Below are 17143 nucleotides of genomic sequence, written 5' to 3' on the forward strand. Positions count from 1 at the left end.
GAAATTAATGTGAGCAGAATAAAGCAGATATGAAAATAAATACTGCGACATTATTACAAGATGGAAGGGTGCTGATTGCCGGAGCAAGATCAACCCCAAAAAACTGGACAGTTTCAATCTGAATTACCTGGACAGCATGAATCTGAATCCCATGGACACCACATCTGAAATGCCTTTTTCTCCACTTGCAAAAAAGTAGTTGCTTAAATATATATTTCTGCTAAAATGCATTCCGCATTCAATAGTAGAATATTATAATATAATGTATAAATGAACTACTGACTGCTTTGGGAAAAGGTTGTATGAATAATAACTTAAAAAATAATAAAACAGACAAGCTGCGTGTTGCGGTCCATGATTACGGCGGACATCCTTTTTCTTTTGATCTGAGTGAATGCTTAAGCGAGAAGGGGTACAAAGTTCTCTACATTTATACTTCATCCTGTAAAAGCCCTAATGCACAGATGAAGAAACGCCATTCGTTATTCAAAGTCAAAAACATAGTGTGCCAGGAAGTGAAAAAAGAATTATTTCTGCTTCGTTTTTTCCAAGAGAGTACCTATGGAGATAAAGTCGTATCTTTGTTGAGAAAATGGAAGCCTGATTTGATAATTTCATCGACTACGCCGCTTTTTGCCCAACGAAAAATTTCGAAATGGGCTAAGAAAAGTGATGTGCAATCGATTTTTTGGTTCCAGGACATTATCAGTATAGCTGCAAAAAGGATATTGCCATTGCGGATTGGGATGATGGGCAAATGGATCGCACTTTGGATGGAGCGAATGGAGATGAAAGTCGTCCATCGTTCAAAAGCTGTTGTTACCATTTCTGAAGATTTTAATGAAGTATTGAGAAAGTGGAACGTAGCCGAGGGTAAAGTGGTTACAATTCCTAACTGGGCTGTTATAAAAAAACTTCCTGTTAAAGATAAGACGAATCCATGGGCGTGCAAGCATGGGCTCAGTAATAAGTTCTGTTTCCTTTATTCCGGGACGCTTGGTATGAAACATAATCCCGAGCTGCTTCTTAAGCTCGCCTTACATTTCAAGAATGATAGAGATGTCCGTATCATAGTTGTCTCAGAAAAAATGGGAGCCGAATGGCTAAAAATAAAGAAGGTAGATTATCAATTAGATAACCTTATAATATTTAATTTCCAGCCGTTTGATAGTTTCCCTGAGGTACTTGCAACGGCTGATGTGCTTATTTCCATCCTTAATAAGGATGCCAGTGAATTCTGCGTCCCTTCAAAAGTCTTGAGTTATTTATGTGCAGCTCGTCCCTTGCTTCTGGCTGTTTCCAAAGAGAACCTTGTTGCAAAAATTGTTTCACAGAACCAGGCAGGTATTGTTGTCTATCCTGAAGATATCGATTCTTTTCTTGCGGCAGCTCAGCGGTTAAGACTGGATAATTCCTTAAGGGATACCATGGCTAGAAATGGAAGATTATATGCCGAAAAAACTTTTGACAGGCAGAAGATCTCTCTCCGGTTCGAATTGATTATTAATCAGCTGCTGGATAGACCAGATACTGATCACATTGAAGAACCCCGGGTTTCCGCTAATATTCCTGTATATGGTAAGGCAACATGACCGGTGTGCCGGAGCAGCAATCACTCGTCCGGCGACTCATGTACGGGGTCGGGGCTAATGCTTTCGGACAGATTATCACAATTATAATTCAGATTGTCAGTGTTCCGGTTTTTCTTGGTTTTTGGGGTATTAATCTTTATGGAGAATGGTTGGTCCTCAGTGCTATCCCTTCGTATTTATCTTTGAGCGATATCGGGTTCGGTAGTGTTGCGGGGAACGAAATGATTATGCTTGTTGCTCGTGGCGAGAGGAAAAAAGCTCTGTCCGTATTCCAATCTTCCTGGGTGCTCATTTCGGGTATCTCTATGATTATCATACTGTGTTCAGTGCTGGTTATGAAGTTGTTCCCGCTAGGACCGGTTTTTCATATAAAAATCATGTCGGCATATGATATTCAATTTGTCCTGTTTTTTCTGATGCTTCAAATTCTTGTGAGTTTGCAAATCGTTCTTATGGCTGCCGCTTACCGGGCTGAAAAAAAATACGCCAAAGGAATCTTTATTCTCAATACTATAAGGTTTTCTGCCTTTTTCGCTTTAACCCTTGCTGTTATCAATGGTGCTCAACCTCCATATGCTGCCCTGATTTTCTTTTCGGTTATGGCTATTGGCGCTGTCGGGATGTACCTCAATCTTCGCAGGTCGTATTCGTGGGTAAGCTTCGGATTTGGCGCTGCAAGATTATCTATTGTCAAAGAATTTGTTAAACCGGCTTTCTGGTTCATGGCTTTTCCAGCTGGGCAGATTATTACGCTTCAGGGTATGGTTATCGCCATAAATATTGTTCTCGGACCGGTCGCGGCAGTTATCTTTTCTACTATACGTACTGTTACCCGGTTGGCTTTTCAGACGATGAACATATTGGTTAATTCTATTAGCCCTGAGATTTCCATGGCGTTCGGAAATGGAAATATACCGCTGGTACGTTATCTTCACCGTCGTATTTTTCAAGCTTCTTTCTGGGGGGTCGCTTTTATGGTCTCTGTGCTCTCGTTTTCCGGGCAGTACCTTATACAGTTCTGGACAAGAGGTCGGGTATCTGCTGACCACTCGTTTATTCTCCTTATGCTTCTTGCCATTTTGGTTAACGCTTTGTGGTATGTAAGTTCTTCGGTTCAGTTGTCAATTAACAAACATCAGCGAGTTGCTCTACGGTATTTGTTTACCTCGGTCTCATCAATTTGTGCGGCAATTGTGCTTATGAAGTTTATGGGCCTTCATGGGGTAGCTTTTGCTATTCTGTCAGCTGATATAGTGATGACTGTCTTTGTGATGAAGGAGTCGCTTTTACTTACACAAGATACGTTATATGAGTTTGCGAAATGTGTTAATAAGCCGCCGATAGCTATTATCGTTAGCAAAGTAAAGCAAACCGGGTTGCTTGTACTTTTTTCTTTAAAGAAGAACGTTAATCCGGGTGCTAAGCTCGCTCCTGTGCAGGAGAGTAAATTATGAATACCGCTCCGGAAAATAAATTTCCTGTAATCATATATATTATTCCGTTACTCATAGGCTTTCGAGTCTCTCTGGTCGGGGAACTTTATATCTCAGGATTATTTCTGTCTTTATATCTTATATATATGTTTCCGAAGAGAAACAGGCTTTCGTTTAAGAAATTTCCCTTCCAGCTTCTTATGCTCTGTATCCTGTGGCTTTTGTCTTTGGTGGTGACTGACATTGCTAGAGAAACTCCTTTCGGGGATTATGCCCGAGGGTGGGCTAAAGTTAGCATGTTCTTTTCAAGTTTATGCGCGCTCTATCTTCTTCTTTACGATAGAAGAAAGCAGCTGACTCTATTTGCGATAGTTCTGGTTGCAGGATTAATTCTTGAGTTCTTTCTTTTTCCAACTGAGTATAACCGCTTTCAAGTCTGGAAGTTCGGGTTCGGGTTGCCGGTTACACTGCTCTGTGTCACTCTCTGCCAGCATTCTTATGTAAAGAAAGTAAGATGGTCCGGGCCGCTGATTCTTTTAGCTCTTTCTTTTGTTCATTTGATTGAAGGGTATCGTTCTTTAGGTCTGATAGTTTTCTTTACTGGACTATATTTGTTCATCCAGATAGTTGTCCATAACCGTGGTATCTCTACTTTCAGCTGGAAGAAAGCCGGGATGGTTGTTGTTATCGTTCTCCTTTTTCTTAATCTATTTAAGGTATTGTATGGTTATGCACTTGATCATTCTGTAACTAATTATGACCTGAAAGCCAAAACCTTAGCCCAGCAGGGCAGGGGCGGACTGGCTGCTATGATTCTGGGCGGAAGGAAAGAGATATATCCTGCGATGATGGCGATTAAGGATTCGCCGATTATCGGACATGGTTCATGGGCAAAAGACAAAGGAATGAAGTACCGTAAATTGTGGGTGAACTTAAGGCGGCAAGGCTATGATATCAACGATTACGGTATTTATAAAGATAATCTTATCCCTTCCCATTCGCATATTACCGGGGCTTGGGTCGAAGCCGGTTTCTTAGGGGCATTATTCTGGTTTACGGTTATTGTGCTTATTATCAAGGTTTTGTTCGGAATGTATTTTACGAACGAACCGCTCAGTCCTTTGGCGGCATTTATATCATTCTCTTTTTTATGGGATATACTTTTTTCTCCGTTTGGCGCGAATGTTCAAATAATAGATGCATATTATATCGTAGTTCTTCTCACCGTTTATATGACGATGGAGAAGAAATCTTTTTCATCGCAATCACAAAATGTGTTTTTGCTTGAAAAAACTATACGAAATGAGACATTGAAAGGAGGTGTGATATACTCATGAGTTATCCAAAAATATCGATTGTAACGCCATCTTATAACCAGGGAAAATATCTTGAAGCCACTATTAATTCGGTTATAGGGCAAAAGTACCCTAATCTCGAATATATAATTATCGACGGAGGGTCAACAGACAACAGCCTCGAAATTATAAAAAAATACGAAAAACACCTGGCTTATTGGGAATCGACGCCTGATAATGGGCCGGCACATGCTATCAATAAAGGATTTAAGAGATCAACCGGAGAGATACTAGCCTATCTTAATTCGGATGATCTTTATAATTCCGGTGCGTTTGAGACAGCGTCGGAACTGTTCCTGCGTCATCCTGAGATTGATATATTCTATGGCGATATTAAATTCATAGATGAATATGGAAATGATACAAGAAATCCCCGATCAAAAGTGTACAAATCTATAAAGGTTGATTTCAATATGATGGCATCCGGAATCGGTATTATCCCTCAGCAGTCCTCTTTTTGGAGACGTGCAGTATTTTTTGACGTAGGGATGTTCAATGAGACAAACAAAACCTGTTGGGATGGTGAGTTTTTTTCTGATGCGCTTATCTATGGAGCTACCTTGAGAAATATCCCTAAAGAGCTCGCCCGGTTCCGTATACATCGACAGTCAATTTCGAATAAGTACCATCAGAGCCAGGTTTATATGGAGGAAAAGAATCGAGTTCTTTCAAAATTTGAAGTAGCCGGATATAAAAAGCGTTTATTAAATACCTATAAATATAATCTGATCTATTATTGCAGAAGAATATCCCGGCTTGTAACGAGTTAATTATCTGTCAGGGGAGTGCCATGTTGTTTTATTGTGTTAATGTGAAGATTACTTAATTATTGTAAGAATGCTGTTCCTTGTAACTTAGAAAGAAGGGAGTTCTATGAATATTTTGCAAGTGATACCTTCAGTTAACCCTGCGGGAGGCGGACCGGTAGAAACGCTGGTTCAGGGTGCTAAGATAATGGCGGACAGCGGACATAACACGGAGGTTGCTACGGTTGACGATCCGCAAGCTTCGTGGGTAAAAGATTTCCCCTACCGGCTGTATCCGCTTGGTCCCGGAACTCTGACGTATGGGTACTCTAACCGTTTTGTTCCTTGGGTTATCAATAATGGGAAAAACTATGATTGTATTATTGTCCATGGTATTTGGCAGTATCACAGCTATGGAGTATGGAAAGCATGCCGGGCTTCAGGGAAGCCTTATTATTTATTTACGCATGGGATGCTGGACCCGTGGTTTAAAGAACATTATCCGCTCAAACATTTAAAGAAAATGGTTTACTGGCATTTTGCCGAATCACGTGTCCTGAAGGATGCCAAGGCTGTTCTGTTTACCTGTGAAGAAGAACTCCTGCTGGCAAGACGGTCGTTCCGATCTTATTCGTGCAATGAAAAGGCGGTCAGCTATGGTACTTCAGCCCCCCCGGGAGATAAAGAAACCTTGAAAAAGAAGTTCTTTGCTGATTATCCGGAGCTCCATGGCAAAAAGATACTTTTGTTCCTTGGAAGGATACATCCGAAGAAGGGCTGCGATCTCCTCATTGATGCTTTCTCTCTGGTTTTTCAGAATGAACCTTCTGTTCAATTGGTTATAGCAGGGCCGGATCAAGTTGGATGGAAAAAAGAACTCGCTACACGCGCACGCCAGCTCGGAGTAGAAAACCGTATTACCTGGACAGGCTTGCTAACCGGTGATCTGAAATGGGGCGCCTATTATGCCTCTGAGGTTTTTGTATTGCCTTCGCACCAGGAGAACTTTGGTATCGTTGTTGCTGAAGCCATGGCATGCGGATTACCGGTCCTTATTTCTAATAAGGTAAACATATGGCGGGAGATCAAGCAGGATGATGCCGGATTAATCGAAAGCGATGATCTTGATGGGACCATCGCGCTTCTTCAGCGGTGGCTTACTATTCCCGGATGGAAAAAACTAATCATGGGTAGGAATGCGGTCGACAGCTTTCATCGGCGTTTTGAAATCCATAAAGCCATAGAAAGTCTGCTGGAGTCTATAGAATAAAGGGGATTGGCATGGAAGAGATATTGCATGGCATTGATTCGTATACCGGGCCAAGTTTCAGTCTTAGGAACCGGGCACGGAGAGTGGTATGGAATTCTGCCTGTTTTTGTTTGTTCAGATATACGCCGAGAGTTTTTCATAGGTGGCGCTGTGCGCTCCTGCGATTATTCGGGGCAAAAATCGGAAGCCACTGCCGTGTCTATCCCGGGACCAGAATATGGGCGCCATGGCATCTGGTCATGGACGATTATGCTTGTCTTGCAAATGATGTCACCTGTTATTCGATGGCCAAGATACATATCTCCGAAAGAGCTATTGTGTCGCAAGGCACACATCTCTGCTGCGGAACACATAATTATAGTGATCCTTTATTTCAACTTTATGCTGAACCTATTGTTATTGGCCGGAATGCCTGGGTGTGTGCTGAAAGTTTTATAGCTCCCGGTGTAACGGTCGGTGAAGGCGCAGTTGTCGGTGCCCGGTCGGTAGTTACACGAGATATTCCTGCCTGGATGGTCTGTGCCGGCAATCCGTGCAGGCCGCTCAAAAAAAGGGAGTTTAAATGAAAATCCCTGTATCGGTCATGATCTTAACCAAAAACGAAGAAAAAAACCTGCCTGCTTGCCTGAACTCGGTGAACTGGTCTGACGATATCCATGTCTTTGATTCCTGGTCTGATGATAGTACAGCCGTCATCGCACGCGACAATGGAGCAGAGGTCAGGCGACGGGTCCTGGATAACTGGTCGTCTCATCTTAATTGGGGCCTTAGAAACCTCCCATTTAAGTACCGGTGGATACTCTATATTAACGCAGATGAACGCGTGTCTGAAGAACTTGTTCAGGCGATCGAAACTGCTGTTAACAATCCTGGTGAAAACAAGGCTTTTCTTATTGAACGGTGTGATTATTTTATGGGCAGGAATATTAAACATGTTCAGGCTTCCCGGTTATATATCCGATTTTTTTTACGAGATCATATGCGGTATGAACGCCTCGTGAACCCGGTATCGGTTGTTGATGGAAATATCGGATTGTTAAAGGGACATTTGCTCCATTATCCTTTCAGTAAAGGAGTAACACACTGGATTGAGAAGCATAATTCTTATAGTATGCTGGAAGCCAGGCAGATAAATGAAGATAAAAAGAAAAAAATAAACGTTTCTTTAGTAAAAGCTTTATTCTCAAAAGATTACCATATTCGGAGCATGCATCGTAAAGCGCTTTATTATTCACTTCCTTTTCGTCCGTTCCTTATGTTTTTCCTGCTCTATATTGTTAAAGGAGGGTTCCTTGATGGCCGGTCCGGATTTCATTATGCGGTATTACGGACATTCTATGAATATATGATTGTCTTGAAAACAATGGATAAAGCAGGTGACTGATGAAGCTGTCGGGTTATGTTAAACATAGTGCTTATTATTTTTATCATACAAGGCAGGATGTGCAGCATATATAAAAATGTTAATAGATACAGAATAAACCTGGGAAATGAAAGAAGCTTTTTTGTTGGAACAAAGGTACCGTTTTTACGGTGTAATTTGAGGTATTAATTGTAGATATGGACATATCTTGACATTATATTAAATAATGGTAATATCCAGGCTTGAATAGTGGGAGTCTTTAATGTTTTTTTTAATTTGAAGGCAGGCCGATTGTGCGGCCTTATTAATGTAAGGAGGAATTACGAGGGAAGTTTGATCGTTGTGAATAGTTAAATATGTTGCGGGGGGGAAATTCATGAAAAAAAAATATTTATTTCTAGTATGTTTTATTTTAATGCTGTCCTACCAGATTTCATACGCTTCTGAGCCATTTGATGATCCGTCCGGAATGATACAGATGCCTCAGGCATATCTTAAACCTCAGGGGCAATTTTCCGTAGCGTATAATTCTGCTGCGATTGTGGAAGATACCAACAAGTGGTCAAAGTATCATTTGAATAGCCAGGGGAATGTCTCTTTTCATTATAATCCTTACCAGAATTTGCAGATGGGAATTGCTAGTGTTGTTGATCGTTATCAACACACACATGCAGGAGTCTCTCTTAAATACCAGATTTTGGCGGAGAGTACCAATGCACCGGCAGTTGCTATCGGTGGTTCGAATATGGGAATTGAGGATTTGCAATCATTCTATTTGATTTCTACCAGAAGGATAGGGAATGACTGTACCCTGAGTATGGGGGTAGGGAATGGAGTGTATTCTTTCGGGGACGGCAATATGCGTTGGTTCAAAGGTTTGCTGGCTGGGTTGAAGTGGGATTTCGGGCAGCATTCGTTTTTCACTGAATTAAGCGGTACGGACATTAACATCGGTTCAAAAATTAATATTGGAAACAATATTAATTTGAATCTGGCAGTTTGTGAAATTGAGAGTGCAAGTATCGGAAGAAGTAAAGTGACAAGTAAGCCGCGCCTTGTTGTCGGGTTCGACTTGGGTGAGCTTTTTGTCAACAAAGCAGTGTTGATCGATACGTTCAAGGATAGTGCAGTTGCTAGTGCCGGGCAAAGTCCTGCGAGTGCTATGGAAGTTGTCAAAACAATGAATCAAAGTGAATTCGTAGATGTGCCGCTTGAAGGTCAGGCTAATAAGGTGAGCGTGTCTTTCGCTCCTGCTAATCGGTCTGAGAAGAAAAGTGCGGCTGTTATGATAAATAATATTCCGGTAATCAAGCTTGCTGCTGTTATTGATTCTTTTAACGAAGGGAAGAATTCTCTTTTCTATGCCAATCCGTCTGATCGAGCGCATGTTATTGCCGATAGGATCGAAAAGCTGATACTCCAAAATAAGCTTGGTCCTCTGACTCCGAAGATGATTAATAACCATTATGTTGGAGTTTCCGAAGATGAGTTGATATTTACTATTACTCATGTTGATGCTTATGTTAACAAAATGAGCGAGGCAGAATTAAACAACAAATGGATACAGAATATAAATGCGGTCATTAACAAAACTAATGGAGCAGACATTCTACCTGCAGAGAATAAGAATCCGGGTCTTTTGAGGATATCGAGAGATAATTAGTTCTAAAGAATGCGATCTTATATCGGTTGAAAGGAGTATTTGTTTATGGAGTTATTAGAATACTGGGGGTTTTTCTTGCGGAGGAAAACCGTTATCATATCAATCTTCTTGCTGGTTGTGATTATGGGTATTCTTTATTTATCGATGGCTAAGCCTGTTTATGAAGCAGATTGCGCGCTTCTCGTAACTGAGACAAAGGGTCCCGGACTCCTCGGTGATTTAGAGGTCGGTGCCCTTTTGTCAGAGACTATTGGTAAGTCTGATCCTATTGATACGCAATTGGAACTTGTAAAGCGGCGGCCTATTCTGTCTAAGGTAATTCGTGATACCAAACTTGTAGACGGAAGAGGAAATCCCTTAAAAATTAGAGCTCTTCGCGAGGCTATTAATGTGCAGGCCATTAATAATACCAATCTTATTTCGATATCATATCGAGATCATGACCCGATTGTTGCGAGAGAGGTTGTTAATACTGTCGCGCTGACTTTTGCCGAGCAAAACCAGAAACTCAATAAGGAAGAGATCAGCTCTGCCAGGGTATTCATCGAGAACCAGCTACGGACTCAAAAAGAAAAAGTTATAGGAGCGGAGAATAGTGTTCTTGATTTCAAGAGGAAGCTTCAGACGGTTGCACTGGAGCAGGAAACGACAACGCAACTGGAGGGTTTGTCTCTAGTGGAGGCAACAAAAATGGACCTTGAGACAAAACTTAAAGGCTCTTATGCTCAAAAGCAGCAACTTGAATCGAAGATCAACGGTAAAATAGCGCAGTCAAGTCCATTTTATTCTTTATGGATGAAATCTCTTGAAGATACTAATAACGAGATAACTAATTTGACTGCGCAGCTTGCTAATATAACCTCAGAAATAGCAAGAATAACAGTTGATCTCAACAAACTCCCTCCGAAGGAAATTGAACTTGCGCGCATAGTCCGTGACGAGAAACTAGCTTCGGAAGTATATACCCGTTTGCTTGGCCGTTACGAAGAAGCTCGAATTAACGAAGCCGGAAAAGTTGCCAATGTGAAAATTATCGAGCCGGCTATTACTCCTGATGAGCCTGTAAGCCCGAACCTGAAAAAAGTAATATTGCTTACGCTGCTCCTTGGATTAATAGCCGGGATTTCGGTTGCTTACCTGATCGAATACATTGATGACGTGCCGGGTTCTGTAGAAGTAGTTAAGAATATACTCCCCTATAATACGCTTGGGATGCTTCCAAATCAGAGCAATATTAATCCTCTTTTTATGATAAATGATCCCAGGTCACCCTTAGCAGAAGCTGTCCGATTGATTTATACCAATCTCAAGTTCAAAGAAATTATGGGTAAGCGCTGTATCACGATGCTTGTAACGAGTGCGCTTGCCGGTGAAGGGAAAACAACGCTTTCCTCAAATCTGGCGATATCCCTGACAAATATGGGTAAAAAAGTGGTGATGGTAGATATAGATCTGCGACGATCAAGGCTCAATAAAGTATTTAATATGCCAGGTAACAAGGGAGTAACCGACTATCTTATTGGAGATGTTGAAATTGAGGATATCGTTGTTATTGACCCGGTAAGTGGAGTATATATAGTTACTGCCGGTGTAATCCCTCCCAATCCTGCCGAGCTTCTGGCTGGGAAAAAGATCCAGGAGTTGATTACCCGGTTACGGGAGAAATTTGATATAGTCATGCTCGATTCGCCGCCGATCACCCTGGTTTCCGAGACCTTAGACTTTGCAAGAACTGTTGATGGTATTATTATCACCGTTGATATGAAAAACACCTCTCTTCGAGCTATTCAGGGAATGCAGGAATTATTGAAGGATAAACATCTGCCGATCCTGGGGATGGTGTTCAACAAATTAAGTGTAGAAAATGCAGGATACGCCTATTGTAGCTATAAGTATAAATACTCGTATTAGGCATATCCTTTATTATCCATAAAATCCCTATGCGGTGGGCAATATTATTGGCTTGTTTGCGGTTGTGGACATGCTATAATGCTGCAAAAAACAAAGGGGGGGATAGTTATGGATAACCCAAATTTCGACTTGGTTGAAGAACTTGCAAAGAAAGCCTCGAGTGTTTGGAGATTAGACCAGTATCTTAATGACGCCAAGAGTACGAATAACTGTCAACATTGCGTCGAATTATGGCAAAAGATGAAAGAACTTGATACTCAGGCCGTCGACATGCTTCAAAAAGAAATTGTTATGCATGTTCAGAGCGGAGTGTTTAAGTAATAATTTCTTCGTAAAACCCCGGAAACTCCGGGGTTTTACTTTTAGTTCCTTTTTTTATCTTTAAAATAACAATAATATTCCATCAAACAAAAATTTGCAGTATCGATAGAATCTGAGGAGAAGTCTGTGCAGGAACTCCATTTTTATTCGGATGACAAATACCGGGGAGAAGGCTTGTCTTTTGGACTGGTACGAGGTCTTCTGGCTTCATTTGATGATATGAATATTACTCAGGAAGGTATGGGACTTGGAACGCTGGTGATGACGATAGGCGGGAAAACTTTTTTTTCACGGTCTTGTCAATCAATTGTCGTCGATAATAACCGGATTATCAAAGTTTTTTTACTCGATACTCGTATGGCGTGGAGTATCTCTGGCTACCGGTCTCCTTTTATCGCTTATTTTATGAGAAAAATGACAGATTTTTACATGCTGGTAAAAAACAAAAAGTTGCAGCAGTTATGTTTGAGATTTGGGTATCATCTTCGTAAAGCACTTACCATAGAACCGGTTTTTGAAGAGAGTACGCCTATGGCACAGGTTTCCTTTTACTATGACTTAAAAGGAACTTCTGAACTGTCAATAGAATGTGCTGTTAGCTCGTTATGTGGGGACCTGGAAAAAGTTTATATACTTAATGAGTTGGGTGCCAGGCATTTTGATAAATCTTATATTAATGAGGTCGTGAGTGATCCTCCTTCAGGCTGGCAGAAGATATCCGATTATTTTTCTTCGTTTGTTTTCTATTGCAGCAAGCATAATATTAAGTTTTTTATAAAATCCCTTGACGTTCAGGCCGGGATCCCGGCAAATATTTTTTGGGGGAGAGAAGTTACGAAAGAACATTGCTGGGCTGGTTACGGAATAGAGCTTAACTGCAAAAACAGCAATGTGAAGGATCTTTCAGTCAAATATAAGCTCTATGTCGGAGACTAGGATATGAGTGAACCTGTTGTACTTGTATATCCATATTTTTATGACAAAACGCACGATAGCCATTTGTTTTTTCCACTCGGGATTGCTGCTATTTCAAGCCAGATTCAGGAAAAAGGCCTCGCTGTCCATATTTGTGATTGTACCTTCAAGGATTTTGGACTGAGCCTTCAGGAAATCATTTCATATCGTCCTGGGATTGTCGGTATTTATGTTATGGTAACTCTTAGTAATGACGCTTTCCGATTAGCGAGGGAACTAAAAAAACACCTGCCTGAATCACTTCTGGTTGCCGGGGGGCCGTTGCCTACCATATATCCTGAACGATTTCTGAGCGTGTTTGATGTTGTATTCCGAGGTGAGTGTGATTACACTTTTGCCCGGTTTTGTTCTGAATACTTTAAGAGTAGCCGCAATTTTCTGGGAACAAAATGTGTGCATTATCCCGGGTTGTTTTTTCTCAATAAGGGATTAATCATTTCTAATCCGGTGACCCATTATAATGCTGAAATGATCGATAGATTGCCTTTGCCTGACAGGTCTGGGTTCGACCATAAGCTATACCAGGATATTTCCGAGAAAAAAACCGGATATAAACCAGCGTCGATTATGATCACGAAAGGCTGTCCTTATCATTGTGATTTTTGTTCAAAACCGATATTTGGAAATGTTTTCAGGAAGCGCGCTATAGCGAATGTTCTTGATGAAATTATTGATATTAAGAGGTGGGGATACAACCAGTTGTGGATTGCAGACGATTCATTCACCCTTGACCTGCAGTACCTGCAGGCATTCTGCAGTGCGCTGATTAGCAGAAAACTTGATATTACCTGGACCTGCCTTACCCGAGTAAATGGCTTAACGAGCACAATCGTTAATCTAATGCGGCAGGCTGGTTGTCTGAAGGTCTACTTAGGATTGGAATCCGGGAGTAACGAGACACTTCAGGTAATGAACAAGGGAGTAACCGTAGAAGATGGGACGCGGGCTATTCGGCTTTTTCAGAAATCAGGGATAAAGACTTCGGCTTTTTTTATTGTCGGTTACCCAGGAGAAAGCATCGAATCGATTGAAAAGACTTTTGATTTTTCGCTTGCTTTTCCCTTTGAGGAGATATCATTCAATGTCCCGTTGCCTTTGCCAGGCTCACCGATATTTGAACGTATCAAGGGAATTAATTGTTATGAAGACTGGAATTATAAGAATGAGCTTCGGTTCATTTACCCCACTGAAATTGACGGGCATTGGATAAAACGGAGAGTCTCTGAGACGATGAGTGAGTTTAGTTGTCGTAAGGCAGAGAGTATTCCATAGGTGTCATTTTGTTAGCTAAAAGGTCTATTGACAGTGCTTGCTACCTGTCTAGTATACTGCTTGCGAGCCAGGGTTGTAACGAACTTTAGTCTGGTTTGAATTAGTGATCAGTATGGCAAAAGGAATATAATTTATGGCAACAAAAGGCAATATAAAATCTTTTGTAATAATTCTAGCGTTTATTATCCTGGGTGCTCCTGTCGTATTGGCAGAAAGAATGCCCGGTAATATGGAAGTCGCGTTCATGAATTATTATTACGATTATAAAGAAGATCTTGTTCTTCCATATAAAAGTACCGAATCAGGGTGGCTTCCGGGAATGAGATTAGTTGTGAGTAATTATTTTGGATTACCGGAATATAATGAAGAATGGAATAGTCTTAATAATCCGGAAACTCATGATCTTATTTATTGGCGATTTAATTTCGAATTTACTAATGCCAATACCAAGTATGACGGATCGACTCAATCCGGTGTCCCGGCGTTAGGAGAAACGGCTAATGAATTCCTGACATTTGACGGAGTGCTGGGAAAGAGCATTATTACCTCTGATGATTTCGATGTGAAAGTGTATGGTGGTATCGGTTTTCGCCAATGGCAGAGAGCTTTGCCGGGGTTCACGGAAGTGTATTCATGGAAATATGTCCCTCTGGGGATTCTCACTGAGTATAATATAAACGAAAAATTTACTTTGATAACGGATGTTACGCTGAAAATAATGTTTGGTGGAAATATTAAAATCAAGTATTCAAACCCTTATTTCAATGAGCCTGAAGGCATTTTAGGAAATAAGCCGGGCTGGCGAATTCAGAGTGCTTTGAATTATGCCTGGTTCGAAGGTGTTTCGATGGATTTTGTGCCTTGGTATGAGTATTCTGCAATTAGAGAGAGCACTGTGTTTGAGGTTAAGTATACGGATGTTTATGAATATCAGGCTTATGAGCCGTCAAGTGTTACTCATCAATATGGGTTCGATATTGCGATGAAATTTCGGATTTAATAGGGTTGCTGCTTGTTTGATAGATAAACAAAGATACCGGCTTGGCGTAATGATTTTTTTGCGGTTTGGTTATTGTAATAAAGGATGCTTCCGCTCCTTTATAATCCTGGGACTTAAGTCCGTCCATAAAATTCAGCATTACTGCGGTGCTTGAATAATCAGCTGTTGTTACCGATAATGAAGATTCGTTTTTACCATTTAAACTTGCTGCATTAACGGATACGAGTTTGCTCCCATTGCCAACATATTCTGTCGCACTCACTGTTCCGTTAGAAATATATTCATATTTCTCTCCCGGAAAAAGTTGAGTTGGCTTTCCTACATCCCTGTAACCCCTCAGCAGGGCATGTCCTACCTCCATGTATCGTTTGTAGTGCTTATATCAAAAAAACGTTATGGCTAAAACAAATATTTTGATGGCACGAAAAATGTTATTAAGACAGATGAAGCTGAATAACAAAGATTTGTGAAAGGAAGGGAGCTAATAATGAGAAAAATAGCAATATACGGAAAAGGCGGAATAGGTAAATCAACTACAACGCAGAATACTGTTGCCGGGCTTGCTGAAATGGGCAAGAAGGTAATGGTAGTCGGTTGTGATCCAAAGGCTGATTCCACCAGATTACTGCTGGGAGGTCTGGCACAAAAGTCTGTACTGGATACACTTCGTGAAGAAGGTGAAGACGTTGATCTGGATGATGTTTTGAAACCAGGTTTCAGCGGAACGATGTGTGTAGAGTCAGGCGGGCCGGAACCGGGTGTAGGGTGCGCCGGCAGGGGAATAATAACTTCTATCAATCTTCTGGAACAGCTCGGCGCCTATGGAGATGATAAATGTCTTGATTATTCTTTCTATGACGTCCTGGGTGACGTTGTCTGCGGCGGGTTTGCAATGCCTATCCGGGAAGGGAAGGCGAAGGAAATATACATTGTTGTATCTGGTGAAATGATGGCTATGTATGCTGCCAATAACATTTGCAAAGGCATTGTTAAGTTTGCCGATGCAGGCGGGGTTAGGCTTGGCGGTCTTATCTGTAATAGCAGAAATGTTGATAACGAAGAGACTATGATCCAAGCCCTTGCTGACCAGTTAGGTACGCAGATGATCTACTTTGTTCCGCGCGACAATATGGTACAGAGAGCAGAGATTAATCGTAAAACCGTTATCGAATTTGAACCGACGCATCTGCAGGCGGATCACTATCGTAATTTAGCCAAGGCAATTGATCAGAACAAGATGTTTGTTATTCCAAAACCTCTTACAACTGATGAGTTGGAAGCGTTATTGATCAAACATGGAATTGCAAATTAGGGTAGGGGGGCACAGCGCGCTTTGCCCCTACAGAATATGAATACCCGTTATTACGGGGATAAAAAGAAATCAAAGGAGGAAAGTTCTAATGTTAATGATAAAGGCGATTATACGACCGGAAAAGACAGACGCTGCAATGGCAGCACTAATGGAAGCAGGCTATCCGTCCGTGACCAAAATATCTGTTTTCGGTAGAGGGAAGCAAAGAGGTCTTAAGGTGGGCGAGGTCCATTATGACGAACTGCCCAAGGAAATGCTGCTCATGGTAGTGCCTGATAAGGACAAGGATTTTGTGATTAAGTCCATTATCGAGACAGCAAAGACCGGGGACAGAGGCAATTTCGGGGATGGCAAGATATTTGTTGTTCCGGTCGATGAGGTTTATACGGTTAGTTCGGGAGTGAAGGAATCCTAACCCTGATTGTTTTCTCCATCGATATGGAGAAAACACGAGGGGGATTAAACCTGATGAAAAACTCCAACTAAGTTTCCGCGGAAAGAGGCGCGAAACTTGTGGGTAAAGATTAGATATAAAAGGAGGGAAATCCAGTGAAAGAAGTAATGGCAATTATCAGGATGAACATGATGAATAAGACCAAAGTCGCCCTGGCTGATGCGGATATCTCCTCTTTTACAGCTACCGGCAAAGTGCTGGGCAGAGGTAAAGGACAGGTAGATTACAGGATACTTAACGGGGCCAAAGATGGGTATGAAGAAGCTGTCTCCCAACTGGGACAAGGCCCGCGACTTATCCCTAAAAGACTGATCAGTGTAGTTGTGCCGGACCATCTAGTGGACAAGGTTGTAAGCACGATTATCGAAACCAACCGGACAGGAAATCCCGGTGACGGGAAGATATTTGTCTTGCCGGTGAATGATGCTATCCGGGTAAGGACTAGCCAGGCCGGAGATTCAATTCTTGATGAATAG

17 protein-coding genes are annotated in these 17143 nt (G+C 41.5%); 16 read left to right on the forward strand and 1 reads right to left on the reverse strand.

The annotated features are described in order from the left end of the window. Positions 1-302: 302 nt before the first annotated feature. The 13 genes from DKM50_08505 (at position 303) to DKM50_08565 (ending at position 14901) form a co-directional block, all read left to right on the forward strand. The gene (locus tag DKM50_08505) at positions 303-1592 is read left to right on the forward strand and encodes a hypothetical protein (GenBank protein ID PZM79491.1); all 1290 of its coding nucleotides are present in this window, start codon (positions 303-305) and stop codon (positions 1590-1592) included. Further along, a complete protein-coding gene (locus tag DKM50_08510; protein PZM79492.1) occupies positions 1589-3046 on the forward strand; it encodes a hypothetical protein in 1458 nt (485 codons plus the stop codon). The genes DKM50_08505 and DKM50_08510 overlap by 4 nt, the downstream gene beginning before the upstream one ends. Next, positions 3043-4362 (forward strand): hypothetical protein, encoded by a 1320-nt coding sequence (locus DKM50_08515; protein PZM79493.1) that lies wholly within the window; start codon positions 3043-3045, stop codon positions 4360-4362. Before DKM50_08510 ends, DKM50_08515 begins: the two co-directional genes overlap by 4 nt. Further along, the gene (locus DKM50_08520) at positions 4359-5150 is read left to right on the forward strand and encodes a glycosyltransferase (protein PZM79494.1); all 792 of its coding nucleotides are present in this window, start codon (positions 4359-4361) and stop codon (positions 5148-5150) included. The genes DKM50_08515 and DKM50_08520 overlap by 4 nt, the downstream gene beginning before the upstream one ends. A gap of 103 nt (positions 5151-5253) precedes the next feature. After that, positions 5254-6396 carry a transferase gene (locus DKM50_08525; GenBank protein ID PZM79495.1) on the forward strand — a complete coding sequence of 381 codons (1143 nt, stop codon included), beginning with the start codon at positions 5254-5256 and terminating at the stop codon, positions 6394-6396. An 11-nt stretch (positions 6397-6407) separates the two neighbouring features. Then, a complete protein-coding gene (locus DKM50_08530) occupies positions 6408-6962 on the forward strand; it encodes a putative colanic acid biosynthesis acetyltransferase (GenBank protein PZM79496.1) in 555 nt (184 codons plus the stop codon). Then, positions 6959-7780, forward strand: coding sequence for a glycosyltransferase family 2 protein (locus DKM50_08535; protein PZM79497.1), 822 nt, complete (start codon positions 6959-6961; stop codon positions 7778-7780). Before DKM50_08530 ends, DKM50_08535 begins: the two co-directional genes overlap by 4 nt. 355 nt (positions 7781-8135) lie before the next feature. Then, positions 8136-9422, forward strand: coding sequence for a hypothetical protein (locus DKM50_08540; protein PZM79498.1), 1287 nt, complete (start codon positions 8136-8138; stop codon positions 9420-9422). Positions 9423-9467: 45 nt separating this feature from the next. After that, complete coding sequence (locus DKM50_08545; protein ID PZM79499.1) at positions 9468-11333, forward strand: hypothetical protein; 1866 nt, start codon at positions 9468-9470, stop codon at positions 11331-11333. Positions 11334-11441: 108 nt separating this feature from the next. After that, positions 11442-11654: a hypothetical protein gene (locus DKM50_08550; GenBank protein PZM79500.1), complete on the forward strand. Its 213-nt coding sequence runs from the start codon at positions 11442-11444 to the stop codon at positions 11652-11654. Between the two features lie 126 nt (positions 11655-11780). Next, positions 11781-12590 (forward strand): hypothetical protein, encoded by an 810-nt coding sequence (locus DKM50_08555; protein PZM79501.1) that lies wholly within the window; start codon positions 11781-11783, stop codon positions 12588-12590. 3 nt (positions 12591-12593) lie between these two features. Further along, positions 12594-13901 (forward strand): hypothetical protein, encoded by a 1308-nt coding sequence (locus DKM50_08560; GenBank protein ID PZM79502.1) that lies wholly within the window; start codon positions 12594-12596, stop codon positions 13899-13901. Positions 13902-14034: 133 nt separating this feature from the next. Next, a complete protein-coding gene (locus DKM50_08565; GenBank protein ID PZM79503.1) occupies positions 14035-14901 on the forward strand; it encodes a hypothetical protein in 867 nt (288 codons plus the stop codon). Here DKM50_08565 and DKM50_08570 read toward each other — a convergent pair. Next, positions 14855-15262: a hypothetical protein gene (locus tag DKM50_08570; GenBank protein ID PZM79504.1), complete on the reverse strand. Its 408-nt coding sequence runs from the start codon at positions 15260-15262 to the stop codon at positions 14855-14857. The two genes, DKM50_08565 and DKM50_08570, sit on opposite strands and share 47 nt — an antisense overlap. A 126-nt stretch (positions 15263-15388) precedes the next feature. On the opposite strand from DKM50_08570, the gene nifH reads away from it, so the two are divergent. The 3 genes from nifH (at position 15389) to DKM50_08585 (ending at position 17143) form a co-directional block, all read left to right on the forward strand. Further along, the gene (gene nifH / locus DKM50_08575; protein PZM79505.1) at positions 15389-16213 is read left to right on the forward strand and encodes a nitrogenase iron protein; all 825 of its coding nucleotides are present in this window, start codon (positions 15389-15391) and stop codon (positions 16211-16213) included. 88 nt (positions 16214-16301) lie between these two features. Beyond that, on the forward strand, positions 16302-16628 hold the full coding sequence (locus DKM50_08580) for a P-II family nitrogen regulator (GenBank protein ID PZM79506.1): 327 nt from the start codon (positions 16302-16304) through the stop codon (positions 16626-16628). 134 nt (positions 16629-16762) lie between these two features. Further along, positions 16763-17143: a P-II family nitrogen regulator gene (locus DKM50_08585; protein PZM79507.1), complete on the forward strand. Its 381-nt coding sequence runs from the start codon at positions 16763-16765 to the stop codon at positions 17141-17143.

The sequence above is a fragment of the Candidatus Margulisiibacteriota bacterium genome (genome assembly GCA_003242895.1).
Classification (GTDB): Bacteria; Margulisbacteria; Riflemargulisbacteria; order GWF2-39-127; family GWF2-39-127; genus GWF2-39-127.